The 24,905-nt window shown below is 66.9% G+C and carries 25 protein-coding genes; 12 read left to right on the top strand and 13 right to left on the bottom strand.

Going from position 1 to position 24,905, the window contains the following annotated elements:
* Positions 1–2 precede the first annotated feature (2 nt).
* Genes cmdF through AB4Z27_RS12925 form a run of 4 tightly spaced genes read right to left on the bottom strand, consistent with a single transcriptional unit; the run spans position 3 to position 6,375 of the window.
* The gene (cmdF, locus tag AB4Z27_RS12940; RefSeq protein WP_441644581.1) at positions 3–1,619 is read right to left on the bottom strand and encodes a tyrosine 2,3-aminomutase; all 1,617 of its coding nucleotides are present in this window, start codon (positions 1,617–1,619) and stop codon (positions 3–5) included.
* A gap of 60 nt (positions 1,620–1,679) precedes the next feature.
* Positions 1,680–2,999 (bottom strand): sigma-54-dependent transcriptional regulator, encoded by a 1,320-nt coding sequence (locus AB4Z27_RS12935; protein ID WP_441644611.1) that lies wholly within the window; start codon positions 2,997–2,999, stop codon positions 1,680–1,682.
* 27 nt (positions 3,000–3,026) lie between these two features.
* Positions 3,027–5,039 (bottom strand): sensor histidine kinase, encoded by a 2,013-nt coding sequence (locus AB4Z27_RS12930; RefSeq protein WP_092291568.1) that lies wholly within the window; start codon positions 5,037–5,039, stop codon positions 3,027–3,029.
* Positions 5,040–5,088: 49 nt separating this feature from the next.
* Complete coding sequence (locus AB4Z27_RS12925) at positions 5,089–6,375, bottom strand: dicarboxylate/amino acid:cation symporter (RefSeq protein WP_092291566.1); 1,287 nt, start codon at positions 6,373–6,375, stop codon at positions 5,089–5,091.
* A gap of 420 nt (positions 6,376–6,795) precedes the next feature.
* Between AB4Z27_RS12925 and AB4Z27_RS12920 the strand changes: the two genes are divergently transcribed.
* The 7 genes from AB4Z27_RS12920 (at position 6,796) to AB4Z27_RS12890 (ending at position 12,427) form a co-directional block, all read left to right on the top strand.
* Positions 6,796–7,116, top strand: a complete 321-nt coding sequence (locus tag AB4Z27_RS12920) for a (2Fe-2S) ferredoxin domain-containing protein (protein WP_092291564.1) — start codon at positions 6,796–6,798, stop codon at positions 7,114–7,116.
* An 82-nt stretch (positions 7,117–7,198) separates the two neighbouring features.
* Positions 7,199–7,843 carry an alpha/beta hydrolase gene (locus tag AB4Z27_RS12915; protein ID WP_092291562.1) on the top strand — a complete coding sequence of 215 codons (645 nt, stop codon included), beginning with the start codon at positions 7,199–7,201 and terminating at the stop codon, positions 7,841–7,843.
* Positions 7,844–7,886: 43 nt separating this feature from the next.
* Positions 7,887–9,080, top strand: a complete 1,194-nt coding sequence (locus tag AB4Z27_RS12910) for a D-alanyl-D-alanine carboxypeptidase family protein (RefSeq protein WP_092291560.1) — start codon at positions 7,887–7,889, stop codon at positions 9,078–9,080.
* 25 nt (positions 9,081–9,105) lie between these two features.
* Complete coding sequence (locus tag AB4Z27_RS12905) at positions 9,106–9,411, top strand: YbeD family protein (protein WP_092291557.1); 306 nt, start codon at positions 9,106–9,108, stop codon at positions 9,409–9,411.
* A gap of 4 nt (positions 9,412–9,415) precedes the next feature.
* Positions 9,416–10,609 carry a class I SAM-dependent rRNA methyltransferase gene (locus AB4Z27_RS12900; RefSeq protein WP_092291555.1) on the top strand — a complete coding sequence of 398 codons (1,194 nt, stop codon included), beginning with the start codon at positions 9,416–9,418 and terminating at the stop codon, positions 10,607–10,609.
* A 298-nt stretch (positions 10,610–10,907) separates the two neighbouring features.
* On the top strand, positions 10,908–11,885 hold the full coding sequence (locus AB4Z27_RS12895) for an NAD(P)H-dependent flavin oxidoreductase (RefSeq protein WP_441644580.1): 978 nt from the start codon (positions 10,908–10,910) through the stop codon (positions 11,883–11,885).
* 38 nt (positions 11,886–11,923) lie between these two features.
* Positions 11,924–12,427, top strand: a complete 504-nt coding sequence (locus tag AB4Z27_RS12890; protein ID WP_441644579.1) for a YbaN family protein — start codon at positions 11,924–11,926, stop codon at positions 12,425–12,427.
* Here AB4Z27_RS12890 and AB4Z27_RS12885 read toward each other — a convergent pair.
* From AB4Z27_RS12885 to AB4Z27_RS12855, 7 genes are all read right to left on the bottom strand, one after another.
* The gene (locus tag AB4Z27_RS12885) at positions 12,418–13,668 is read right to left on the bottom strand and encodes a phenylacetate--CoA ligase family protein (protein ID WP_441644578.1); all 1,251 of its coding nucleotides are present in this window, start codon (positions 13,666–13,668) and stop codon (positions 12,418–12,420) included. The two genes, AB4Z27_RS12890 and AB4Z27_RS12885, sit on opposite strands and share 10 nt — an antisense overlap.
* 20 nt (positions 13,669–13,688) lie before the next feature.
* A complete protein-coding gene (locus AB4Z27_RS12880; RefSeq protein ID WP_092291549.1) occupies positions 13,689–14,504 on the bottom strand; it encodes an ABC transporter ATP-binding protein in 816 nt (271 codons plus the stop codon).
* A gap of 79 nt (positions 14,505–14,583) precedes the next feature.
* Entirely contained in the window at positions 14,584–15,921 is a 1,338-nt protein-coding gene (locus AB4Z27_RS12875; protein WP_092291547.1) for an ABC transporter substrate-binding protein, read from the bottom strand.
* A gap of 59 nt (positions 15,922–15,980) precedes the next feature.
* The gene (locus AB4Z27_RS12870) at positions 15,981–17,057 is read right to left on the bottom strand and encodes a branched-chain amino acid ABC transporter permease (protein WP_092291545.1); all 1,077 of its coding nucleotides are present in this window, start codon (positions 17,055–17,057) and stop codon (positions 15,981–15,983) included.
* Positions 17,058–17,077: 20 nt separating this feature from the next.
* Positions 17,078–17,992 carry a branched-chain amino acid ABC transporter permease gene (locus AB4Z27_RS12865; protein ID WP_092291543.1) on the bottom strand — a complete coding sequence of 305 codons (915 nt, stop codon included), beginning with the start codon at positions 17,990–17,992 and terminating at the stop codon, positions 17,078–17,080.
* 15 nt (positions 17,993–18,007) lie between these two features.
* On the bottom strand, positions 18,008–18,928 hold the full coding sequence (locus AB4Z27_RS12860; RefSeq protein ID WP_441644577.1) for an ABC transporter ATP-binding protein: 921 nt from the start codon (positions 18,926–18,928) through the stop codon (positions 18,008–18,010).
* Between the two features lie 13 nt (positions 18,929–18,941).
* Positions 18,942–20,906 (bottom strand): AMP-dependent synthetase/ligase, encoded by a 1,965-nt coding sequence (locus tag AB4Z27_RS12855; RefSeq protein ID WP_441644576.1) that lies wholly within the window; start codon positions 20,904–20,906, stop codon positions 18,942–18,944.
* 231 nt (positions 20,907–21,137) lie between these two features.
* On the opposite strand from AB4Z27_RS12855, the gene AB4Z27_RS12850 reads away from it, so the two are divergent.
* Positions 21,138–21,806, top strand: coding sequence for a Crp/Fnr family transcriptional regulator (locus AB4Z27_RS12850; protein WP_092292105.1), 669 nt, complete (start codon positions 21,138–21,140; stop codon positions 21,804–21,806).
* Positions 21,807–21,845: 39 nt separating this feature from the next.
* Here the strand turns inward: AB4Z27_RS12850 and AB4Z27_RS12845 are convergent, their stop codons facing one another.
* Positions 21,846–22,700 (bottom strand): 3-hydroxybutyryl-CoA dehydrogenase, encoded by an 855-nt coding sequence (locus tag AB4Z27_RS12845; RefSeq protein ID WP_441591381.1) that lies wholly within the window; start codon positions 22,698–22,700, stop codon positions 21,846–21,848.
* 51 nt (positions 22,701–22,751) lie between these two features.
* Entirely contained in the window at positions 22,752–23,180 is a 429-nt protein-coding gene (locus AB4Z27_RS12840; protein WP_441644575.1) for an HIT family protein, read from the bottom strand.
* 227 nt (positions 23,181–23,407) lie between these two features.
* On the opposite strand from AB4Z27_RS12840, the gene AB4Z27_RS12835 reads away from it, so the two are divergent.
* The 4 genes from AB4Z27_RS12835 to AB4Z27_RS12820 all read left to right on the top strand — a co-directional run bounded on the left by AB4Z27_RS12835 (position 23,408) and on the right by AB4Z27_RS12820 (position 24,813).
* Positions 23,408–23,575 (top strand): hypothetical protein, encoded by a 168-nt coding sequence (locus AB4Z27_RS12835; protein ID WP_441644574.1) that lies wholly within the window; start codon positions 23,408–23,410, stop codon positions 23,573–23,575.
* A complete protein-coding gene (locus AB4Z27_RS12830; protein WP_441644573.1) occupies positions 23,526–23,861 on the top strand; it encodes a DUF3304 domain-containing protein in 336 nt (111 codons plus the stop codon). The genes AB4Z27_RS12835 and AB4Z27_RS12830 overlap by 50 nt, the downstream gene beginning before the upstream one ends.
* 14 nt (positions 23,862–23,875) lie before the next feature.
* Entirely contained in the window at positions 23,876–24,337 is a 462-nt protein-coding gene (locus AB4Z27_RS12825; RefSeq protein ID WP_441644572.1) for a DUF3304 domain-containing protein, read from the top strand.
* Between the two features lie 125 nt (positions 24,338–24,462).
* Positions 24,463–24,813 carry a DUF3304 domain-containing protein gene (locus tag AB4Z27_RS12820; protein WP_222944701.1) on the top strand — a complete coding sequence of 117 codons (351 nt, stop codon included), beginning with the start codon at positions 24,463–24,465 and terminating at the stop codon, positions 24,811–24,813.
* The last annotated feature ends 92 nt before the right edge of the window (positions 24,814–24,905 follow it).

Here is a 24,905-nt window from a genome sequence, read left to right as displayed (position 1 = left end):
GATCAGACGAGTTCGATGCCGGCCTGCCGCACCACATCCAGCAAGGCGCCGTCGCGCAGCAGCGCGGCCACGGCCTCGATGTCATCGGTCATATAGCGATCCATCGCCAGGAACGGCACGCGTGTCCGCACGAAGTGGAACACGGCGCGGCCCGCCGGCGCCAGTTGCTCCACAGCGCCGGCCAGTTCGGCGGCCTGGCACGCGGCCAGCAACTCGATGGCGAGGATGTACTGGTTGTTATCGAGGATGCGGCGCGCGTTGCGGGCCGCGATCAGCCCCATGCTCACCACGTCCTGGTTGTCGCCATTGGACGGCACGCTCTGGATGCTGGCCGGGCTGCAGATCGTCCGGTTCTCGGCGATCAGCGCCGTCGCCGGGTACTGCGCGCCRGCAAACCCGCACGACAGCCCCTCGTTGGCGGCCGCCAGGAAGGCCGGCAGGCGGTTGTTCAGGTGCGGGCTCAGCAGCCGGTTCAGGCGGCGCTCGGACACCACGCCCAGCTGCGTCGCGGCGATGGCGAGGAAGTCCATCGCGAACGCCACCTGCTGGCCGTGGAAGTTGCCGCCGTGGAACAGCGCGCCATCATCGAAAAACAGCGGGTTGTCGTTCGACGAATTGAGTTCACGCTCGACCACCGTGGCGCAATGGTCCAACGTGTCACGCACGGCGCCGAGCACCTGCGGGATGCAGCGCAGCGTGTAGGCCTTCTGGATAAAGACGCCGGTGCCGGTGTTCTTCTCGTCGCCGGCGCGCGTCTTCATCTCGGCGGACAGCTCGCCATGACCGGCCAGCCGGTCGGAATCGGCCAGCAGCGCGCGCATATTGGCGGCGGAGCGGATCTGGCCCGGGTGCGGCTTGGCGATGTCGTGGCCGTGGGCCATGAAGGCATCGGCGGAAGCGGACAAGCCCTCCAGCGCCAGCGCGGCGATGATCTCGGCCTGCGTGATCTGGGCGCGCAGCGTCTCCAGCAGCAGGCAGGACACGCCGGTCATGGCCGAGGTGCCGTTGATCAGCGCCAGCCCTTCCTTGTAGGCCAGCGCGATCGGGGCGATGCCATGCTCGCGCAGCACCTCGGCAGTGGGCGCGGTGCCGCCATCGGCGGTCAGGACCTTGCCTTCGCCGATCAGCGTGATCGCCACGTGCGAGAGCGGCGCGAGGTCGCCGCTGGCGCCGAGCGAGCCCACCTGCGGCACGGCCGGCGTGATGCCGGCGTCCAGATACTTCAGCAGTTGTTCGATGACCAGCGGGCGCACGGCCGAGTAGCCGCGCGAGAGCGCGTTGGCGCGCGCCACCATCATCGCCCGCACTTCGTCGCGCGAGAACAGCGGGCCGACGCCGGCGCAGTGGCTGCGCAGCAGGTTTTCCTGCAGCGCGCGGCCGTGCTCGATATCGACCCAGTTATGGACCAGCTCGCCGAAGCCGGTGGAGACGCCGTAGATCGGCACATTGGCCGACGCTACCTGCTCGAAGCGCGCGCGGGCTTCGCCCACCTTGTCGAGCACGGCGCCCGGCACTCGACCGGGGCGGCGGCCACGCGCCACGTCGACAACGGCGGGCGCGGTAAGGTGATGGCCGTCGATGTCGGCGGCAGGCAAGGCGGAGCGGGTGACTTCGGACATGGGGCGGATCAGCAATCACAGGGGTGCACGAGGCGAAGGGCCCCGAGTGTACCAAGCCCGTTACAGTCCGTAGCGCTTGATCTTGTCGTACAACGTGGCCTTGCCGACCTGCAGCAGATCCGCCGCCTGGCTCACCGCGCCGCCGGTGCGCGCGAGCGTATCGGCGATCACGGCGCGCTCGTAGTGCTCCATGCGCTCGCGCAGCGGTGCGGAGTCGTCCGCGACGTCCGGCTTGCCGCTCACGCCTTCGGGCACGCCCAGCACCAGCCGGTCCGCCGCGTTGCGCAACTCGCGCACATTGCCGGGCCACGGGCGCTGCATCAGTGACTGGCGCTGCATCTCCGAGAGGATCGGCGCGGGGCGCTGGTAGCGCACGGCCGCCACCAGCATGAAGTGCTCGAACAGCGGCACGATGTCCTCGCGGCGGTCGCGCAGCGGCGGCAGCGGAATCGTCACCACGTTGAGCCGGTAGAGCAGATCCTGGCGGAAGGCGCCCTGCGCTACCAGCCCCTCCATGTCGCCCTTGGCCGCCGCCACGATGCGCACGTCGATCGGCACCGAGGTGTTCGAACCCAGCCGCTCCAGCGTGCCCTCCTGCAACACCCGCAGCAGCTTCACCTGGAGCGCCAGCGGCATGCTCTCGATCTCGTCCAGGAACAGCGTGCCGCCCGACGCATGCTCCAGCTTGCCCACGCGGCGCTTGCCCGCGCCGGTGAAGGCGCCGGCCTCGTGGCCGAACATCTCGCTCTCGAAGATCGCCTCGGGCACCGCGCCGCAATTCAGGGCGATGAAGGGCGCGTCGCGCCGGGTGGACAGCGCGTGGAGGCTGCGCGCCACCAGTTCCTTGCCGGTGCCGGTTTCGCCGTTGATCATCACCGGCACATCGGTGGGCGCCACGTTGGCGATCAGGTCGCGCACGCGCGCCATCGCCGCCGAGCGGCCGATGATGCGCGTGCCCGCCGCCGGGCCCGCCAGCTGGCGGCGCAGCGCCACGTTCTCCAGTTCCAGCGCGCGGCGCTCGAGGGCGCGGCGCACGGTGTCGGTCAGGCGGTCGGCCCCGAACGGCTTCTCGATGAAGTCGTAGGCGCCCTCGCGCATGGCCTGCACGGCCATCGTGATGTCGCCGTGGCCGGTGACGAGGATCACCGGCACGCCGGGCGCGGCGTTGCGGCAGTGGTGCAGCAGGTCGAGCCCGCTCGCGCCGCCCAGCCGCACATCGGTCACCAGCACGCCGGGAAAGTCGGCGCTGAGGTGCGGCATGGCCGCCTCCGCCGAGGGCAGCGCCAGTACCGCGAACCCGGCCAGTTCCAGGCTCTGCGCCGTGGCCYGCCGCACCAGCGGCTCATCCTCCACAAACAGCACGCGCAATCCGTCTTGCATCGCCATCCCTTATTCCTGCTCGCCTTCTCAGGCAGTGGTGGCGGGCTGGTACGCCCGCCGCAAAGTCACCACGAATTCAGCGCCGCCGCCATCCGCGTTCTGCGCCGCCAGCTGGCCGCCGAACTCGCGCACGATCGACGAGGAAATCGCCAGCCCCAGCCCGAGCCCCTGGCCGATCTCCTTGGTAGTGAAGAACGGCTCGAACAGGCGCGGCAGCACATCGGGCGCAATGCCGGGGCCATTGTCGCGCACGGACACGCTCACCGCCTCGGGGGCGACGTACACCGTAATGTCGATGTGGCCGGCCTGCCGCGCTTCCGGTCCCTCGCCGGCAATCGCGTCCAGCGCATTGCCGACGAGGTTCAGCAGCACCTGCTCCAGCTTCAGTTCGTCCGCCCAGACCGCGATCTCGGCGCCGTCGGCCCCTTCGGTCTCATCGCCCTCCAGCCCGCGCACGGTCAGCCCCACGCCGGCCAGGCGCGGCGCCATCAGTTGCAGCACGTGGTCGATGGCCGCGCGCACGCGCACGGCGTGGCGCCGGGGCCGCGCCTTGCCGGCGAACAGTTTGAGCTGGCCGGTGATCTTGCCCATGCGGGTGGTGAGATCGGCGATGGCGCCGAGGTTGCCGGTGGCGGCGTCCAGCTGGCCGCGCTCCAGCAGCACGCGGGTGTTGTCCGAGAACGTGCGCAGCGCGGCCAGCGGCTGGTTCAGCTCGTGCGTGATGCCGGCGGCCATCTGCCCCAGCGCGGCGAGCTTGCTGGCCTGCACGAGTTCGTCCTGCGTGGCGCGCAGCTCGCCTTCCGCGCGGGTACGCTCGGCCACCTCGGCTTCGAGCTGTTCGTTGATCGCCATCAGGTCGGCCGTGCGGGCCTCCACGCGGCGTTCGAGTTCGTCATAGGCCGCTTCGAGCATGCGGCGGCTGTATTGCATGTCGCGCGCGCGCTGGCGGCGCTGGCGCAGGTTCACCAGCAGCAGGCCGACGCAGGCGTAGGCCAGCGCCGCGCCCACGGTGGCGCCGCGCGCGCTGGCCAGCACCGGGTCCAGCGGCGCCATGACCTGCATGGTCCAGCCGGCCGGACCGACATCGCGGCTGATCTCCAGATAGCGGTCGCCCCGGTCGGCGGTGAGCCCGATGCCGCCGGCCGGGCTGCCGGCCTCGCCATCGGCGCCCAGCCGCACCAGCCGCGCGTTCTCGCCCAGCACGGTGTCGCCGAGCCAGCGCGTGACCGGCGAATCCAGCGCCAGCAGCGGCAGCGGCGTGACCGCCTGATCGTGGTACTGGCGGGTGTTGTGCAACTCGGCCTGGAGTTCGGGCGGCAGCGTGCGCAGCGTGCGGTACTGCCAGGCCGGCACGGATGAGAGGAAGATCACGCCATGGTCGTCGGCCACCATCAGCGGCTCCGCCCGGCCCGCGCCGGCGCGCTGGAACCACTCCAGGTTCAGCTTGACCACGGTCACGCCGATGACCTTGCCGCCCGACTCGATCGGCTGGGCGATGTAGTAGCCCGGTTCGTCGCTGGTGATGCCGATGGCGTAGAAGCGGCCCACCTCGCCCCGCGCCGCGCGCTGGAAGTACGGCCGGAAGCGGTAGTCGGTGCCGACGAAGCTGCCCGGCTCGCCGTGGTTGCTGGCAGCCAGCGCCATGCCATTGGCGGCAATCACATAGGTGGCGGAGGCGCGCGCGCGCCGGTTCACATCGACAAGATAGTCATTGACCGCGGCAATCCGTGCGGGGTCCTGGGGGGCGGCCAGCAGCCCGCGCACCGAGGGATGCAGGGAAACCAGCGCGGGGAGGAATTCGTAGCGGTCGAGCGTGGACTCGAGCGTGGCGGCGTAGCGCTCGGCGCGCATGGCCGTGGATTGCTGCAGCGCGGAGATCCCGCGCTGCACCGACAGCAGCCAGGTCAGCCCGCAGAGCAGCAGCAGGCCGGCCAGCAGGGCGCCGGCAAAGCCATACCAGCGCGGGCCGGGTCCGGGCGCATGCACGGAACCCGGCGCCGCAGGGTCATGTACGGCTAGAAAATCGTCGGAATGAGGCATCGGCGCGCACGAAGGGTCTCGCGCCGATGATACCCGTTGCCGGGACAGGTCAGCGGGCCGCGTCGGCCAGTCCGACGGTGTCATCTTCGCCACGCAGCACGCGGTTCAGGCGGGCACGATCCAGTTCCTTTTCCCAGGCGGACACCACCACGGTGGCCACGCCGTTGCCGATGATGTTGGTCAGCGCGCGGCATTCGCTCATGAAGCGGTCGATGCCGAGGATCAGCACCATGCCGGCCACCGGGATGGTCGGCACCACGGCCAGCGTCGCCGCCAGCGTGATGAAGCCCGAGCCGGTCACGCCGCTGGCGCCCTTGGACGTCACCATGGCCACGGCCAGGATCGTCAGCTGCTGGAGCAGCGTCAGCTCGATGCCCGTCGCCTGGGCGATGAAGACCACCGCCATCGTCATATAGATATTGGTGCCATCCAGGTTGAACGAGTAGCCCGTGGGCACCACCAGCCCCACCACCGACTTCGAGCAGCCCAGGCGCTCCATCTTCTCCATCAGGTGCGGCAGCGCGGCCTCGGAGGAGCTGGTGCCCAGTACGATCAGCAGTTCTTCCTTGATATAGGCGACGAAGCGGATGATCGAGAAACCCGTGAACTTGGCCACGGTACCCAGCACCACCAGCACGAACACGATGGCCGTGAAGTAGAACGTGCCGATCAGCTTCAGCAGCGGCACCAGCGAGCCCAGGCCGTACTTGCCGATGGTGAACGCCATGGCGCCGAACGCGCCGATCGGGGCCACCTTGGTGATCACGTGGACGATGTGGAAGAACACCTTCGAGACCTGGTCCACCATCTCATGCACGATCTTGGCGCGGTCGCCCAGCACCGCCAGGGCCGAGCCGAAGAACAGCGAGACCAGCAGGATCTGCAGGATGTCGCCATTGGCGAACGCGCTGAAGACCGTGTCCGGGATGATGTGCATGAAGAACTCGGTCGTGCTCTGGCCGTGGGCCTTGGACACGTATTGCGAGATCGACTTGGTGTCCAGCGTGGCCGGATCGATGTTGAAGCCCACGCCCGGCTTGAGCGCGTGCGAGGCCAGCAGGCCGATCAGCAGCGCGAAGGTCGAGACGATCTCGAAATACAGCAGCGCCTTGCCGCCCACGCGGCCTACCTTCTTCATGTCGCGCATGCCGGCGATGCCGGACACCACGGTACAGAAGATGATCGGGCCGATGATCATCTTGATCAGCTTGATGAAGGCGTCGCCCAGGGGCTTCATCTCCACGCCTGTGTCGGGCCAGAAATGGCCCAGCAGGATGCCCACGGCAATCGCGAACAGCACCTGCACGTACAGGATCTTGTAGAAGGGTTTCCTCATGATGTCGTCCTCGGTGTTTTTTGACCGGTGCCGGGCGCTCGGGGCGCCCGCTATGCACGCCTGGCGGATTGCGGCGCGTCTGAAGGTAACTATTTGCAACAGACGTGCCACCGAGGCACTTGTCCGCAAGCCATTGATTTGGAATGACTTTCGATTTTCCGGACGGCCGACGGGTCCGGCTTTCCGGAATTCCGGACCGGGCCGCTCCGGGTTTCCGGAAGCCGATGCGACGTGGGGATCGCCTTGCAAGGGCATATCGCATCACATTTAGCCAAATCGGCCGATGCAGCAGGGCCCGATCGCCCGCCCCATTCCGGAAATCCAGGCAGCCCCGCATGGCGGAACGCGGAGTCTGACGACGTATAATTCCGTGCTTCCCTAACGCCATCGACGCATCCGCCCCCGCGAGCGCGCCCGAGCATGAGCAGCTACTACCAACACCACGTCTTCTTTTGCCTGAACGAGCGCGACGACGGCAAAGCCTGCTGCACCGACCACAATGCCAAGGCGATGCAGGAATACGCGAAGAAGCGTTGCAAGCAGCTTGGCATTTCCGGCGCCGAAGGCCGCGTGCGGATCAACAAGGCCGGCTGCCTGAACCGGTGTGAACTCGGGCCCGTGCTGGTGGTCTACCCCGAGGCCGTCTGGTACACCTTCGTCGACGAGCAGGACATCGACGAGATCATCGACAGCCATCTGGTGAACGGCAAGCCGGTCGAACGCCTGATGCTCGACCGCTGATCCGCCTCCGCCGTGCCCGCCGGGTCCGCCCGGTTTTTTTGTTGCCCGTCTTCGTCCCGCTTTCACTCCTGCTCCTGCCACCATGAACGCGCATACCCAGGTCACCACGATTCCCGGCCCCGTCGGCGCCATCGATATCTCGATCGACCTGCCGCAGGGCATGCCCGTGCGCGGCCTGGCGCTGGTGGCGCACCCGCACCCGCTGTTCGCCGGCACCAAGGACAACAAGGTGGCGCAGACGCTGGCGCGCACCTTCGTCGCCCTCGGCTACGCCACGGTGCGGCCGAACTTCCGCGGCGTGGGCAACTCGGCGGGCGAGCATGACCAGGGCATCGGCGAGCAGGACGACCTGCTGGCCGTGGTGGACTGGATGCGCACCCAGACCGCGTGGTCCCCGGACGCCGCCACGCTGCCGCTGGCGCTGGGCGGGTTCTCGTTCGGCAGCTTCGTGCAGACGCACGTGGCGCGGCGGCTGGCCGAGGCCGGCACGCCGGCGCAGCGCCTGGTGCTGGTGGGAACCGCCACCAGCCGCTGGGACGTGGCGCCGGTGCCGGCCGACACCATCGTCATCCATGGCGAGCAGGACGAGACCGTGCCGCTGGCCAGCGTGCTGGACTGGGTCCGGCCGCAGGAACTCCCGATCATCGTCATTCCTGGCGCCGACCATTTTTTTCATCGCAAGCTGCATCTGATCAAGCAGCTTGTCGTCAACGCGTGGGACCGGTGATCCGTCCCGTCCGCGCAACCCTCATCCGTTGGAATTCGCACCTATGAACAGAGCCACGCCGCGCTTCGCGTCCGCCCTTGCCCCCGTCGCTATTGCCGTTACTGTCGCGCTCGCCGCCCCTGCCGCCGTGCTGGCGCAGGGCGTGCCGACCCCGCAGGTCGCCGCCAAGTCCTGGATGCTGTACGACGTGACGAGCGGCCAGGCGCTGGCCTCGCAGAACGCGGACCTGCGCATCGAGCCGGCCTCGCTGACCAAGATCATGACGGCCTACCTGGCCTTCCAGGCGGTCAAGGAAAAGCGCCTGACGATGGACCAGACCGTGGTGCCGACCAACGTCGTGCTGAAGGTGAAAAGCGACGAATCGCGCATGTTCATCGAGCCGAACAAGCCGGTCAGCGTGCAGGACCTGCTGATGGGCCTGATCGTCCAGTCCGGCAACGACGCCGCGCTGGCGCTGGCCGAGGCCGTGGGCGGTTCCGAGGAAGGCTTCGTGGCGATGATGAACCGCGAGGCCCAGCGCATGGGCCTCAAGGGCACGCACTTCACGAACACGGACGGCATTCCCGACCCGGAGCACTACACCACGGCGGTGGACCTGGCCACGATGACCACGCGCCTGATCAAGGACTTCCCCGAGTACTACGGCATGTACTCGCAAAAGGAGTTCACCTATAACAAGATCAAGCAGCCGAACCGCAACCGCCTGCTGTACATCGACCCCACCGTGGACGGCGTGAAGACGGGCCACACCAAGTCGGCCGGCTACTGCCTGATCTCGTCGGCGCAGCGCCCGCTCGCCAACGTGCCGAACGGCAACCGCCGCCTGGTGTCGATCGTGATCGGCACCACCAGCGAGCAGGTGCGCACGCAGGAAAGCCTGAAGATCCTGAACTACGGCTTCCAGTTCTTCGACACCCTGCGCCTGTACGACAAGGGCCAGGTCCTGGCCACGCCCGAGATCTACAAGGGCGCCGCCGGCACGGTCAAGATCGGCGTGTCCAACGAGACCTTCGTCACGGTGCCCAAGGGCACGGGCAGCCGCCTGAAGCCGGTGCTGGAGCGCCAGGAACTGCTGCTGGCCCCGATCGCGGTCGGCCAGCAGGTCGGCACGGTCAAGCTGATGGACGGCACCACGAAGGTGGGCGAGTTCCCGGTGGTGGCGCTCGAGGACGTGCCCGAGGCCGGCTTCTTCGGCCGCCTGTGGGACACCATCCGCCTCTGGTTCAAGCGCAAGTAATCCGCACACACGCGAGAGCACGAACATGACGACCGATTCGAACGATGGTCAGCAGCCCGGCAGCATTCCGCCGCAGGCCTCGCTGATCGAGTACCCGAGCGACTTCCCCATCAAGGTCATGGGCGCGATGCAGGACGGCTTTGCCGAGGCGATCGTGACCCTGGTGCAGGACTTCGACCCGAACTTCCACGCCGGCAAGATGGAGATGCGTCCATCGCGCAACGGCAATTATCTGGGCCTGACCGTGACGGTCTGGGTGACCAGCCGCGAGCAGCTGGACGATTTRTACCGCGCGCTGACGTCGCATCCGATGGTGAAGGTGGTGCTGTAAGCGCATGAACGCCATCACGCTCAAACCGGGCAAGGAAAAATCCCTGCTCCGCCGCCACCCCTGGGTGTACGCCACCGGCATCGCCTCCACCGAAGGCCGCTGCGAGACCGGCACCACGGTGGTCATCCGCGCCGCGGACGGCCGTTTCCTGGCACGCGGCGCCTACAGCCCCGAGTCGCAGATCCGCGCACGGGTGTGGACGTTCGACGAGAACGAGCCGGTCGACCACGCGCTGTTCAAGCGCCGCGTGGCCGCCGCGGTGGCCCATCGGCGCCAGTGGGTGCGCGATACCGACGCGGTACGGCTGATCTTCGGCGAGGCGGACCGCCTGCCCGGGCTGGTTGTCGACTATTACGGCAGCGGCGACAAGGGCCAGCTGGTCTGCCAGTTCAATTCGGCCGGCGTGGAGCAGTGGAAGGAGGCGCTGGTGCAGGCGCTGGTCAAGGAGACCGGCTGCCCGAATGTCTACGAGCGCTCCGACGCCGCCGTGCGCCAGCGCGAGGGCCTGCCGCTGGTGACCGGCGTGCTGGCTGGCGCCGAGCCGGACCCGGAGCTGTCCGTGACCGAACACGGCGTGCGCTACTACGTGGACGTGCGCAACGGCCACAAGACGGGCTTCTACGTCGACCAGCGCGACAACCGCAAGCTCGTCGGCGATCTGGCCGAAGGGCGYGAGGTGCTGAACTGCTTCTGCTACACGGGCGGCTTCTCGCTGGCCGCGCTGCGGGGCGGCGCCACGGCGGTGACGTCGATCGACTCGTCGGGCGAGGCGCTCAAGATCGCCGCGAACAACGTCACGCTGAACGGCTTCGACGCCGAACGGGCGACCTGGCTCGACGCCGACGTGTTCAAGACGCTGCGCGAGTTCCGCGCCGAGGGCCGCCAGTTCGACCTGATCGTGCTGGACCCGCCCAAGTTCGCCCCGTCGGCGCAGCACATCGACCGCGCCGCGCGCGCCTACAAGGAAATCAACCTTGTCGGCATGCAACTGCTGCGGCCGGGCGGCCTGCTGTTCACGTACTCGTGCTCGGGCGCCATCAGCATGGARCTGTTCCAGAAGATCGTGGCWGGCGCGGCCACCGATGCCCGCTGCGACGCGCGCATCCTGCGCCGGCTCTCGGCGGGCACCGACCATCCGATGTCGGCGGCCTTCCCGGAAGGGGAATACCTGAAGGGCCTGCTGCTCGAGAAGGTGTGACAGGGGCCGAGGGCGCCCGGGCACCCCGGTATAAACCCTCGGTTTTGACTTCTGACGGTCATATTCACCGTCTATGCTTCGTCTCGCGGTGAGGCATTGGCAGGTGTCTCACTGCCTCTTCTTATCAGTCTTCGTGGTAATTGCCCCGCCTACCCGGCGGGGCATTTTTTTGTCCGTCTCTCCTGGCGGAATGGAAGCGGGCCTCTAGGCCGGGCGRCGGTCCGGGCGGCGCCATCCGGAGCGAAAGTCCCTATAATCGAACGATCGTTCAATTTGCGACCCGATCAGAGGAGACCCCATGCCCGCCGCCACGACCTTGCCGCCGATCCTGCAGAACCTGGCCCTGCCCGTCATCGCCTCGCCGATGTTTATCGTCAGCTATCCGGAACTGGTGCTGGCGCAGTGCAAGGCCGGCATCGTCGGCTCCTTCCCCGCGCTCAACGCACGCCCGGCGGAGCTGCTCGACGAATGGCTGACGCWGATGCAGGAGGACCTGGCCGCGTTCCAGGCCGCAAACCCGGGCAAGCGCGTCGGCCCGATCGCCGTGAACCAGATCGTCCATGCGTCCAACGCGCGGCTGGAGCACGACGTGAAGGTCTGCGTCGACCACAAGGTACCCATCTTCATCACCTCGCTGCGCGCGCCGGTCAAGGAAATGATCGATGCCGTGCACAGCTATGGCGGCATCGTGCTGCACGACGTGATCAGCCTGCGCCACGCCGAGAAGGCCATCGAGGCGGGCGTGGACGGCCTGATCCTGGTGGCGGCTGGCGCCGGCGGCCATGCCGGCATGCTCTCGCCGTTCGCGCTGGTGGGCGAGGTGCGCAAGATCTTCGACGGTCCCATCGCGCTGTCTGGCTCCATCGCCACCGGCGACGCCGTGCTGGCCGCCCAGGCCATGGGCGCCGATTTCGCCTACGTGGGCACGCGCTTCATCGCCTCGCAGGAAGCCCACGCGAGCGCGGAGTACAAGCAGTCGATCACCAGCGCGGCGGCCTCGGACATCGTCTACACGAACCTGTTCACGGGCGTGCACGGCAACTACATCCGCGAGAGCATCAGCAATTCGGGGCTCGACCCGGACAACCTGCCCGTGGCGGACAAGACCAAGATGGACTTCTCGAGCGGCAGCTCCAAGACCAAGGCGTGGAAGGACATCTGGGGCGCTGGCCAGGGCGTGGGCCAGATCGAGGACATTGCCACGGCCGGCGAGATCATCGCGCGCATGAAGGAAGAGTACGACGCCGCGCGCGCTCGGCTCGGACTGGTACGATAGGGGCGTTTTTTCGCCCTCGCTCCTTTTCGCCCCTTCCTTTGCACCCGACCGACTCCGAACGCCCCGCCGGCGACACCCGCCGGCCCCGCTCCCCAGGCAACGCCAGCGACGCGCTCACGCACCGCGAGCGCGTGATCCGGGCATTCTGGGTCACCTGCGGCGTCGTGTCGCTGGTGCTCGGCTTCATCGGCATTTTCCTGCCGCTGCTGCCCACCACCCCGTTTGTCCTGCTGGCGGCCGCCTGCTTCGCGCGCGGCTCGGAGCGCTTCCACGACTGGCTGATCTCGCACCCGCGCTTCGGCCCGCTGGTGCGGGACTGGCAGGCGCATCGCAGCATTCCGCTGCGCGCCAAGTGCCTGGCGCTGTCGATGATGTGGATTTCGATGGGGACCACCGCCTGGCTGCTGCGCGGGCGGCCGGTGTCCTCGCTGACGCTGCTGGCGGTGGGCGCCRCCGTGACCATCTGGATGGTGCGGCTGCCGACCCGGCCCCGGGGTGGGTATGGTGAGGCGGCGGAGCCGCCCCAATCCCCTCAGTCGTAACTGCGCGCGTCCTCGATCACCTTGCCATCCTGCGGCAGCGACCCTGCCGCCACGAAGCGCACCTCGCCRCGCAGGCGCATGACGTCGCGGATCGAATCGGCAATGGCGTGCGCCAGTCCGTCGTCCTCGCGCGTGGCGTCGCAGTGCAGCGTCATGGTGTCCGCGCCGACCATGCCGGTCACCACCAGCCTTGCGGCGCGGATCTCGGGATGGCGGCGCACCACATCCGCCACCTGCCCGGGATGGACGAACATCCCCTTGACCTTGGTGGTCTGGTCCGCGCGCCCCAGCCAGCCCTTGAGCCGGATATTGGTGCGCCCGCATGGGCTGGCGCGGTGCGAGGAGTCGCTGACGATGGCCGACAGGTCGCCCGTGCCGAAACGGATCAGCGGATAGTCGCCGTTGCCGAGCACCGTCACCACGACCTCGCCGGTCTCGCCCTCGGGCATCGGCTGCGTGCCGCCCGGCTCGACGATCTCCACCAGCACGCCTTCATCGACCACCCAGCCGTCGCCGCCCTCGGTTTCGTAGGCGATCAGCCCCACGTCGGCGGTGCCGTACATCTGGCGCACGGTCACGCCATGGTCCTGCAGCCATGCGCGCAGCGGCGGCGGGCAGGCTTCGCCGGTGACTAGCGCCTTCGACAGGCTCGCGCACGGCAGCCCCAGCTCGGCGCCCCGCTCGATCAGCAGCTTCAGGAACGATGGCGTGCCGGCATAGGCGGACGGCTGCAGCGCCGCCATGGCCTGCACCTGCGATTCGGTCTGGCCGACGCCCGCCGGGAACACGCAGCAGCCCAACCGGTGTGCGCCCGATTCCATCATCATGCCGGCCGGCGTGAAGTGGTACGAGAAGGTGTTGTAGACCAGCTCGCCGGCGCGGAAACCGGCCGCGAACATGGCGCGCGCGATGCGCCACCAGTCATCGGCATGGCCGTCCGGCTCATGGATCGGTCCCGGCGACTGGAACACATGCCGCAGCCCGCCGATGGGCGTAGCGTTGAGGCCACCCAGCGGCGGCGCGGTGCGCTGGCGGGCGGTCAACTCCGACTTGCGCGTCACCGGCAGCGCCGCCAGCGCGGCGCGGGAGGTGAGGTCGCGCGGGTCCACATCGCACAGCACCTCGGCGAAGTAAGGCGCGTGGGCCTGCGCGTGCGCCACCTGGCGCGCGAGGGCGGCCAGCAGCGCGGCCTCGCGCTCGGCCGGCGTGCGCGTTTCCAGCGAATCGAAATAGTCAGCCATGGTGCGGGAGGGGTAGGAATTCAGGCCAGCCAGCGCTTGCGGCGCCGATAGCTCTTCACATCGCGGAACGACTTGCGCGCGGCGCCATCGGCATCGTTGGCGGCCACGCCCAGGTAGAACTCCTTGACGTCCTCGTTGGTGCGCAGCGATTCGGCCTCGCCGTCCATGACCACGCGGCCGTTCTCSAGGATGTAGCCGTAGTCGGCGTAGCGCAGCGCCACCATCGTGTTCTGCTCGGCCAGCAGGAAGCTGACCTTCTCGCGCGTGTTCAGGTCGCGCACGATCTCGAAGATCTCCTCGACGATCTGCGGGGCCAGGCCCATGGACGGCTCGTCGAGCAGGATCATCGCCGGCTTGGCCATCATCGCCCGCCCGATCGCGCACATCTGCTGCTCGCCGCCCGAGGTATAGCCAGCCTGGGACTTGCGCCGCGTCTGCAGGCGCGGGAAGTAGGTGTAGATCTTCTCCAGCTCGTGGCGCGTGTCTGCGCGCGACAGCCCGCGCGTGTAGGCGCCGGTGAGCAGGTTTTCCTCGATGGTCAGGTGGGCGAAGCAATGGCGCCCCTCCATGACCTGGATCACCCCGCGCTTGACGAGGTCGTTGGGCGTGAGCTGGTCCACGCGATTACCGCGATATTCGATGGAGCCCTTGGTCACGTCGCCGCGCTCGGCGTGGAGCAGGTTCGAGATCGCCTTGAGCGTGGTGGTCTTGCCGGCCCCGTTGGCGCCGAGCAGCGCCACGATGCGGCCTTCGGGCACCTCCAGCGAGACCCCCTTGAGCACCAGGATCACGTGGTCGTAGATGACTTCGATGTTGTTGACGGATAGCAGGGACATGGATGGACACCTCAAATGCCGCTGGTTTTGCGCTCCCCTCTCCCGCTTGCGGAAGAGGGGAGACAACCGCAGGCCGCGCTTACGACTTCGCGCAGGCCGGCGTAATGCCCTTCTCCTTCGCGTACTGCGCCGCGTTGGCCTTGAACAGCGGGTGGATCAGCGCCTTGTTGCCCTCGATCCAGTCAGACACCACCACCCACTTGGCGCCATCCCACTGCTGGATCTTCACCTTGCCGGAGCCCTCGTGGTTGTCGCAGCTCGTCTTGATCTCGGGCAGCAGGCCGGTGGCGCCCAGCTGCTGCAGGCGCGCGTTGGTCACGTTCAGGTTCTCGAAGGCCCAGCGCATCTGGTCGCCGGACATCATCTTGCCCTTGCCGAACTTGTCCTGCGCCACGCGGATCGCCTCCACGGTCACCACGGCCGCCGAAACGCCGCGGTTATAGAGCACCGAGCCGACCTTGTTGCGGTCCTGCATATTGCCCTTGCCGGCGCCGTACACCACCTTGTCGATGTCGGCGATCAGCGGCACGTTGCGGCCCGCCACGTTCCACGTCGCGCTCATGTAGCCCTTGGCGGCGTCGCCGGCCGGCACGGTGTCTTCCTCGGAGCCAGCCCACCAGGAGCCGATCATCTTGTCGCGCGGGAAGCCCACCTTCTGCGCCGCCTTCAGCGCGGTCTGGTTCATCACGCCCCAGCCCCAGAAGATCACGTAGTCCGGATTCTCCTGGCGGATCTTGAGCCACTGGGCGCCCTGCTCGTTGCCGGGGTGCGCCACCGGAATCTCCACCAGGTTGAACTTGTTCAGCCGCGCCTCCGCCTGCAGGGCGACGATCGGCTCCTTGCCGTAGGCCGAGTCGTGGTACAGGTAGACGATCTTCTTGCCGTTGAGCGAGCCGCCGCTCTTGGTGGCCAGGTACTTGACGATGGCCGACACCTGCATCTGGTACGTGGTGACCAGCGGGAACGCGTACGGGAACACCGAGCCGTCCACGGCGTCCGTGCGGCCGTAGCCCATCATCACCAGCGGCACCTTGTCGGCGGCGGTCTTGTCGACCAGTGCGTAGGAGATGCCGGTGGACATCGAGTGGTACGCGGTGCCCTTGGTCGTCGCGTTCTTCGACTTGAGCCGCTCGTAGCACTCCACGCCCTTGGCGTTGTTGTACTCGGTCTCGCACTCTTCCCAGCTCAGCTTCACGCCGTTGATGCCGCCATCCTTGAGGTTGACGTAGTTCAGGTAGTCGATGAAGCCRCCGTAGAACGACTGGCCGTTGGCGCCGTAGGGCCCCACGCGGTAGCTCGGCAACGCCACGAACTGCTCGTTGGCCTGCGCCAGCGCCGGCAGCGACGGCGCCAGCAGCGCCGCCGCCACRCCAACCACCAGGGCGGCGCGCTGCACATTGCGAATCAGGGTTGTCATGACAGTCTCCTTGACCTTTCGCCTCGTAGACGGGCGTTGTTATGGGCTACGACGATGAATCAATGCGGGAACGGCCAGAGCCGCAGCTTCTCCTTGGCGATCTGCCACAGCCGCGCCAGCCCGTGCGGCTCCACGATCAGGAAGAAGATGATCAGCGCGCCGAACACCATCAGCTGGATGTGCGACACCGTGGCGTTCGTGAACGGCAGGTGCAGCAGCGCGGCCAGGCCGGGCAGCACGTTGTCGAGGAAGATCGGCAGCAGCAGGATGAACGCGGCGCCGAGGAAGGAGCCGAGGATGCTGCCTACCCCGCCGATGATGATCATGAACAGGATGCGGAACGAGAGGTCGAGCGAGAAGCCGTCCGGCTCCACCGAGCCGAGGTAGCAGAACGCATAGAGCGCGCCGGCCACGCCGCAGTAGAACGAGCTGACCGCGAAGGCGAGCAGCTTGGTGCGCATCAGCGGAATGCCGATGACCTCGGCGGCCACGTCCATGTCCCGCACGGCCATCCAGGCGCGGCCGGTGGCCGAGCGCACCAGGTTCTTGGCGACGAAGGCCAGCACCGTGACGAAGGCGAGCACGAACAGGTACTTGCGCACCGGGGTGTCGATGGTGAAGCCGAACAGGTCCAGCCGCTGCGCCGTGATCACGCCCGACGAGCTGTTGTTCGACAGCCAGGGAAACTTGGTCAGCGCCCAGACCACGAAGAACTGCGCCGCCAGCGTGGCCACGGCGAGATAGAAGCCCTTGATCCGCAACGAGGGCAGCCCGAACGCCACGCCCACCAGTGCCGCCGACAGCCCGGCCAGGAGGAAGGTGGCCAGCACCGGGATGCCTTCGATCCGCAACTGGAAGTTGTACGCCGCGTACGCGCCCACGGCCATGAAGGCCGCCGTGCCCAGCGAGAGCTGGCCGGCGTAGCCGGTCAGGATATTCAGCCCCAGCGCCGCGAGCGAGAAGATCAGGAACGGGATCAGGATCGCGTTGAACCAGTATTCCGAGGCGGTGAACGGCACCGCGACGAAGGCCACTGCCATCAGCACGGCAAAACCGATGCGGTCCTGGCGGATCGGGAAGATCTGGCTGTCGGCGATGTAGCTGGTCTTGAACTGCCCGGCTTCACGATAGAGCATGGTGTCGGTCTCCGGACGGGTTACACGCGGTCGATGTGCTTCTCGCCGAACAGCCCTTCGGGCCGCACCAGCAGGAACAGCAACGCGAATACATAGGGGAACCAGCCTTCGATGCCGCCGAAGTTGCCGCCGAACATCGCCTGGAACACGGGCGGGATGTAGATCTCGGCCAGCTTCTCTGAGGCGCCGATGATCAGCCCGCCGACGATGGCCCCCGGCACCGAGGTGAAGCCGCCCAGGATCAGCACCGGCAGCGCCTTGAGCGCGGTCAGCGTCAGCGCGAACTGCACGCCGTTGCGCGAGCCCCAGAGCATGCCCGCCACCAGCGCCACGAAGCCGGCCACGCCCCAGACGATCGCCCAGATGTGCTGGAGCGGAATGCCGAGCGAGAGCGCCGCCTGGTGGTCATCCGCCACCGCRCGCAGCGCCCGCCCCACCTTGGTGTACTGGAAGAACAGCGCCAGCGCGGCCACCAGCACGGCGGCAATCGCGGCGGCGGCCAGGTCGAACTTCGAGATAACGATGTTGAAGCGGGTGAGGATGGCCTCGATCGGCTCGTCCACGATGCCGAGGTTGATCGGCCGCACCTCGTTACCGAACAGCAGCGGCCCGAGCCCCTCCAGGAAGAACGACAGCCCGATGGTCGCCATGAACAGCGTGATCGGCGGCTGGTTGACCAGCTTKCGCAGCACCAGCCGCTCGGTGCTGATGCCCACGATGATCATGACCACGAAGGCGCCGATGAACGCCGCCCACATCGGCATGCCCTTGTCCATCAGCCCCACCACGGCCAGCGCGGCGAAGTAGACCATCGCCCCCTGCGCGAAGTTGAACACGCCGGACGCCTTGTAGATCAGCACGAAGCCCAGCGCCACGAGCGAGTACATCAGCCCGGAGAGCAGCCCGCCGATCAGGATTTCGAAGAAGAAGGTCATGATGGGGTCCGATGCTCAGTGCGAGGTGCCGAGGTAGGCGCGAAYCACGTCGGGGTTGGCCTTGACCTCCTCGGGCGTGCCGTCGCCGATCTTCTTGCCGTAGTCGAGCACGACCACGCGGTCGGAGATGTCCATGACCACGCCCATGTCGTGCTCGATCAGCACGATGGTGGTGCCGAACTGCTGGTTCACGTCGAGGATGAAGCGGCACATGTCCTGCTTCTCTTCCACGTTCATGCCGGCCATGGGCTCGTCCAGCAGCAGCATCGACGGCTCCGCCGCCAGCGCGCGCGCCAGCTCCACGCGCTTCTGCAGGCCGTACGGCAGGCGCCCCACCGGGGTCTTGCGGATGGCCTGGATCTCGAGGAAGTCGATCACCTCCTCCACCTTGTGCCGGTGCCGGATCTCCTCGGCGCGCGCCGGGCCCCACCACAGCGCGTGCGCGAACAGGCCGGTGCGGAACTGGGTGTTGCGGCCGGTCATGATGTTGTCCAGCACGGTCATGCCCTTGAACAGCGCGATGTTCTGGAACGTGCGCGCGATGCCCTGCCGCGCGGCGGCGGTCGGATGCATCTGGCGCCGCTCCTCGCCCCGGAACACGATGCGGCCCTGCTGGGGGTGATAGACGCCGTTGATCACGTTCAGCATCGAACTCTTGCCGGCGCCGTTCGGGCCGATGATCGCGCGGATCTCGTGCTCGCAGACATCGAACGAGATGTCGGTCAGCGCCTTCACGCCGCCGAACGCGAGCGAGATGTTCTGGAGGTCCAGGATCACGTCGCCGCGCGTGCGGGTGTGCAGGGTGGAGTCCGGCTCCAGCGCGTCGCCGGTGCGGAGCCCCTCGTGCTGCACGCCATCGGCGTGCCCCGGCGCGGTGATCGTGCCTGCCGGCGCCATCGTGCCCGTGGCGTCCACGCGCCATGCCATCTGCGTCATGCCATTCCCCTGTTCATGCCGCGCGCGCGCCGCCCGTGGGCGGGAAACGCTTGACGTCCACCAGCTTCAGCGTGGCCGAGACACTGCCCTCGCGACCATCCTCGAACTTCACGCGCGTCTCGATGAACTGCTCGGGCTTGCCCGCGTACAGCGCCTCGACCAGCACCGCGTATTTCTCGGCGATAAAGCCGCGCCGCACCTTGCGCGTGCGCGTCAGTTCGTCGTCGTCCGGGTCCAGCTCCTTGTGCAGGATCAGGAAGCGCGCCACCTGCGAGCCGGCCAGCATGGCGTCCGCCGCCAGGTCGGYGTTCACCTGTTCCACGCATTCGGCGATCATCGCGATCACTTCCGGCTGGGCGGCCAGGTCCACGTAGCCGGCATAGGCCAGGTGGCGGCGCTCGGCCCAGTTGCCCACCGCATCGAAATCGATGTTGATGAAGGCGCAGACCGATTCGCGGTCCGTGCCGAAGGCCACCGCCTCCTTGATGTACGGGAAGAACTTGAGCTTRTTCTCGATGTACTTCGGCGCGAACATCGACCCGTCGGCCAGCTTGCCGACGTCCTTGGCGCGGTCGATGATCTTGAGGTGGCCGTCGGCGTCGATCACGCCGGCGTCGCCGGTCATGAAATAGCCCTCGTCGTTGATGGCCTCCCGCGTGGCGTCGTCACGCTTGTAGTAGGACTTCAGCAGCCCCACGCCGCGCACCAGTACCTCGCCGTTGTCGGCGATGCGGATCTCCATGCCCGGCGCGGCCGGGCCGACCGAGTCGAACTTGACCTGCCCGTCCGGCTGCAGGCACACGTAGGCGCAGGTCTCGGTCTGGCCGTAGAACTGCTTCAGGTTCACGCCGATGGAGCGATAGAAGCGGAACAGGTCCGGGCCGATCGCCTCGCCAGCGGTGTAGCCCACGCGGATGCGGCTCATGCCGAGCACGTTGCGCAGCGGGCCGTAGATCACCCATTCGCCCAGCGCGTAGCGCAGCCGGTCCGCCAGTGGCACCGGGCGCTTGTCGAGGATGTCCGCGCCGCAGCGGCGCGCCACGCCCATCGCCCAGTCGTACAGGCGGCGCTTGACCCAGCCAGCGTCCTCCATGCGGATCATCACCTGCGTCAGCAGCCCTTCATAGATACGCGGCGGCGCGAAGTAGTAGGTGGGGCCGATCTCGCGCAGGTCCGTCATCACGGTCTCGCGGGACTCCGGGCAGTTCACCGTGAAGCCCGCGACCAGCGCCTGCGCGTACGAGAACAGGTTGTCGCCCACCCAGGCCATCGGCAGGTAGGAGAGCACGTCGTCGGCGGGGCCGAGCTTGTCGAACTGGCAGCCGTTGCGCGCCGCGCCGATCAGGCCGCCGTGCGAATGGCAGACCCCCTTGGGCTTGCCGGTGGTGCCGGAGGTGTAGAGGATGATCGCGGTGTCGTCGGGCTGGCCGGCCTGCACCTGCTCATCGAAGAATCCGGGGTGCGCGGCATCGTACTCGCGGCCGATCTCCTGGAGGCGTTCGTAGGAGAGCAGCGAGGGATGGTCGTAGTCGCGCAGGCCGCGCGGGTCTTCGTAGATCAGATGGCGCACGGCGCGGCCGCGCGCGGCGAGCTGGGCCTCCACCTCGAGCAGCTTGTCCACCTGCTCCTGGTCCTCGACCACGGCGAATTCGATCTCGGCGTCTTCCAGCACATAGACCATCTCGTTGGCGATGGCGTCCTGGTAGAGCGGCACCGGCACGCCGCCGAGCGCCTGCGCGGCGGTCATCGCCCAATAGAGACGCGGGCGGTTGTCACCCACCACGGCCAGGTTCATGCCCCGCCGGAACCCAAGCGCGGCCAGCCCGCAGGCGAGCGCGCGGACCTCGCGCGCGGCTTGCGACCAGCTATATGTCTGCCAGATGCCGAGATCCTTCTCGCGATGGGCCGGATGGTCCGGCCGCTGCGTGGCGTGCGCCAGCAGGCATCGCGGGAAGGTCGTTGCCGACGATTCCTGCATCGCTGTCTCCTCTCCCCCAGGGGGCGTAGGGGCCACGCCGGGTATCAAGCCGCCGGACCGGTCGCTATACTGGGCGCCAAGCGGCGCTTCTCGCACCGCATCATGCCGCCAGGCCTTGTGACATCAGGCCGGGCCGGTTCCGTAGTGATCGTAAGATAGCCGATGCCATCCCCCCGGGTTGTCACGCCGATGACAATTCCGGGTTAATCCCTACGGGAGCACCGAGTGGCGATTTCCCATGATTTCATCGACCGTTGCGCCTGGGCCGTGGACCTCAGCCCGGCCCAGCGCGAGCGTGTCAAACGCGTGACTACCGTGCGCGAGTACAGCCAGGGCGACTATGTCTGCCACAAGGGCGACCTGGCCGAACACTGGCTGGGGGTGGTGGAAGGCATCATCAAGATCACCACGGTGTCGCCCTCGGGCAAGTCGGTGACCTTCACCGGCGTGCCGACCGGCGGCTGGTTCGGCGAAGGCGCGGTGCTGAAGTCGGAAATCCGCAAATACGACGTGATGGCGCTGCGCCGCTCGCGCATCGCGTTCATCCCGCGCGAGACTTTTCAGTGGCTGCTGGATACCAGCCTGCCGTTCACGCGCTTCCTGCTGATGCAGTTCAACGAGCGGCTCGGGCAGTTCATTGCGGCGGTGGAGTACGAACGGCTGCTGGACATCGATTCGCGCGTGGCGCGCGCGGTGTCGTCGCTGTTCAACGAACACCTGTATCCGGGGCTGGGGAATACGCTGGAGATCTCGCAGGAGGAGATCGGCCTGCTCGCCGGCATCTCGCGGCAGCGCGCCAACCAGGCGCTGAAGGTGCTGGAACAGCAGGGGCTGGTGCGGGTGGACTACGGGGTGATCGAGGTGCTCGACCTGGAGGGATTGCGGCAGTACGGGGAGTGAGTCCCCCTCCCGCTGGGGAGAGGGGGCAAGGCTATCGACTTACTTGCTGTACACGTAAACCCCACGCCCGGTCTTGCGGCCGAGGTAGCCGGCGGCGACCATCTCGCGCATCAGCATCGCCGGACGGTACTTCGGATCGGCGAACTCGGTGTAGAGCACTTCCATCACCGCCAGCATCGTATCCAGGCCAATCATGTCCGCCAGCGCCAGCGGCCCGATCGGATGATTGCAGCCCAGCTTCATCCCCTCGTCGATTTCTTCCGGCGACGCCAGGCCCTCGCCCAGCACGCAGAACGCCTCGTTGATCATCGGGCAGAGAATGCGGTTCACCACGAAGCCCGGGCTGTTCTTCACCGTGATCGGATACTTGCCCAGCCGCTTGGCCAGCGCTTCGACGTCSGCATGCGTGGCATCGCTGGTCTGCAGGCCGCGAATCAGTTCCACCAGCGCCATCATCGGCACCGGGTTGAAGAAGTGCATGCCGATGAAGTGGTCCGGGCGCGAGATCGCCGCAGCCAGCTTGGTGATCGAGATCGACGAGGTGTTCGACGCCACGATCACGTGCGCGCCGACGATGCTGTCGATCTGCTTGAGGATCTTGAGCTTCAGCTCATGGTTCTCGGTGGCAGCCTCGATGACGATATCGGCCTTCTTGAGGTCGTCGTAGGCGGTGCTGCCGTGGATGCGCGCCAGTGCCGCCGCCTTGTCGGCCTCGGTCGCCTTCTCCTTCTTGATCAGCCGGTCCATGCTGCCGGCCACCGTGGCGATGCCCTTCTGCACGGCGGCGTCGCTGATATCGACCATCACCACGTCCAGGCCAGCTACTGCGCAGGCCTGGGCGATGCCGTTGCCCATCGTGCCGGCACCGACGATGCCTACTGTCTTGATTGCCATGTCGAACTTCCTTGTGTCGTTACGTGTATCCGGGAATGAAATCGGGACCGATCAGGCCGSCAGSTTCGCCAGCGCCGCGATTACGCGCTCGGCGTGCTCCTTGAGCACGGCCATGTCCTGCTGCTCGCGCGCATGGCCGCGAATCGGCTGGTCCGCGTAGCGCGGCACGATGTGGAAATGGATGTGCGGCACGGTCTGTCCCGCCGCCACGCCGTTGAACTGGGTGATGACCATGCCGTCCGGCTGGAAGGCCTCGCGCACGGCACGCGCCACGCGCTGCGTGGACTTGATCGCCGCCGCCGCGCCGGCCTCGGACAGGCCGAACAGGTCCACTGCCTGCTCCTTCGGCACGACCAGCGCGTGGCCGTCGGTCTGCGGCATGATGTCCATGAACGCGATGGTGTCCGCGTCCTCGTAGATCTTGAAGCACGGGAGTTCGCCACGCAGGATGCGGGCGAAGATGTTCTGGTTGTCGTACATGGGATCAGGGCCCTCCTTCTGCGTGGCTTGGACCCGCGCAAGGATGGCGCGCGGCAACCTTCGAGTGTAGCGCAGCGCGCGCCTACACAACGTCTCCATCAATGGGAATCGTAGTTCGATGAAATCAACGYCCTTGCTGATCTYCCGCAGCAAGTGAACGTTCACGCATTTTCAGTGCCCCGGTCAGCGTTTAAGGTGCAATGCCATGGCAACCGGGGGATTCATCGATGGCACACGCGATCGGCCGTACTGCAGGGTGGAAGGGAACGCTTCGTCTGGCGCTGCTGGCGGGGCTGTGCCTGCCGCTGACAGAGTGCACCGAAGACCAGATGGGACTGGACATTCTTGGATACAACCATACCGACCGCAGCATCTACAGCTTCGGCTGTCAATGAGTATGGCGGCGGCTACTTGGGAGCACACACCGGTGGTGGAAAATTTACGTGTTGCATGAGCATTCCGCGTGCCTACAAGCCAGGCATGACGGTAACCGTCTGGTGGAGCGATTGGGGTGGGGAAAACGCCATGGAGCGCGTCGTGGAAGTGCCACGGTATGGCCCGGATGAAGGCGGACATTTTGCCGTGCATTTCCTGCGTGGCGGCGAGGTCAAGGTGTTCGTCACCATGATGGGCCTCGGGCATCCGGACTATCCGCTCAAGGGTGAGGATGCCGAACTGTGACAAAGACTCTATCCATGCCTGCCAATACGCGTCATCGCCGCGAAACGAAATGGTTCCCCTCAGTCTGGCGTCTTTGCCTATTGGCCGGGCTGTGCCTGCCACTGACAGGATGCACCGAAGACCAGATGACGTTGAATCTGGTGGGCTACAACCATACCGACAGGAGCATCCACCGCTATGGCGTCAATGAGTATGGCGGCGGCCACCTGCAGGCACACCGCGGCGGCGGGGGTTTCACGTGCTGCATCAGCATTCCACGCGCCTACAAGCCCGGCATGACGGTAACGGTCTGGGGGAGYGATTGGGATGGRRAGAACGCCATAAAGCGCGTCGTGGAAGTGCCACGGTATGGCCCCGACGAGGGCGGCCGGTTCGCTGTCCATTTCCTGCGYGGCGGYGAGGTCAAGGTGTTCGTCACCATGATGGGCCTCGGGCATCCGGACTATCCGCTCAAGGGTGAGGATGCCGAACTGTGACAAAGACTTCGTCCATGCCTGCGAATGTCCGGTATCGTCGCGAAACGAAATGGTTCCCCTCAGTCTGGCGTCTTTGCCTATTGGCCGGGCTGTGCCTGCCACTGACCGGGTGCACCGAAGACCGGATGACGTTGAATCTGGTGGGCCACAACCATACCAACAGGAGCATCTACAGTTTTGGCGTCAACGAATATGGCGGTGGCTACCTGGGAGCACACCGCGGCGGCGGGGGACATACCTGTTGCATCAGCATTCCACGCGCCTACCGACCTGGGATGACGGTCACTGTCTGGTGGAGTGACTGGGGTGGGGAAAACGCCATGGAGCGCATTGTGGAAGTGCCACGGTATGGACCAGATGAAGGCGGTGCATTTGCCGTGCATTTCCTGCGCAGCGGGGAGGTCAAGGTGTTCGTCACCATGATGGGCTACTGGCATCCCAACTATCCGCTCAAGGGTGAGGATGCCGAACTGTGACAAAGACTTCGTCCATGCCTGCCAATACGCGTCATCGCCGCGAAACGAAATGGTTCCCGTCAGTCTGGCGTCTTTGCCTATTGGCCGGGCTG

This window comes from Cupriavidus sp. KB_39, from assembly GCF_052114485.1.
In the GTDB taxonomy this organism is placed as follows: domain Bacteria; phylum Pseudomonadota; class Gammaproteobacteria; order Burkholderiales; family Burkholderiaceae; genus Cupriavidus.
Note: the sequence above shows the minus strand (reverse complement) of the source record. Positions and strands in the feature narration are given on the sequence as shown.

What these genes read in the sequence shown, in the direction of transcription:
- AB4Z27_RS12835 (WP_441644574.1), top strand. Translation starts at nt 23,408, where the DNA reads ATGGCACACGCGATCGGCCGTACTGCAGGGTGGAAGGGAACGCTTCGT.
- AB4Z27_RS12930 (WP_092291568.1), bottom strand. Translation starts at nt 5,039, where the DNA reads ATGCCTCATTCCGACGATTTTCTAGCCGTACATGACCCTGCGGCGCCG.
- AB4Z27_RS12870 (WP_092291545.1), bottom strand. Translation starts at nt 17,057, where the DNA reads ATGCTCTATCGTGAAGCCGGGCAGTTCAAGACCAGCTACATCGCCGAC.
- AB4Z27_RS12820 (WP_222944701.1), top strand. Translation starts at nt 24,463, where the DNA reads ATGACGTTGAATCTGGTGGGCCACAACCATACCAACAGGAGCATCTAC.
- AB4Z27_RS12920 (WP_092291564.1), top strand. Translation starts at nt 6,796, where the DNA reads ATGAGCAGCTACTACCAACACCACGTCTTCTTTTGCCTGAACGAGCGC.
- AB4Z27_RS12925 (WP_092291566.1), bottom strand. Translation starts at nt 6,375, where the DNA reads ATGAGGAAACCCTTCTACAAGATCCTGTACGTGCAGGTGCTGTTCGCG.
- AB4Z27_RS12915 (WP_092291562.1), top strand. Translation starts at nt 7,199, where the DNA reads ATGAACGCGCATACCCAGGTCACCACGATTCCCGGCCCCGTCGGCGCC.
- AB4Z27_RS12910 (WP_092291560.1), top strand. Translation starts at nt 7,887, where the DNA reads ATGAACAGAGCCACGCCGCGCTTCGCGTCCGCCCTTGCCCCCGTCGCT.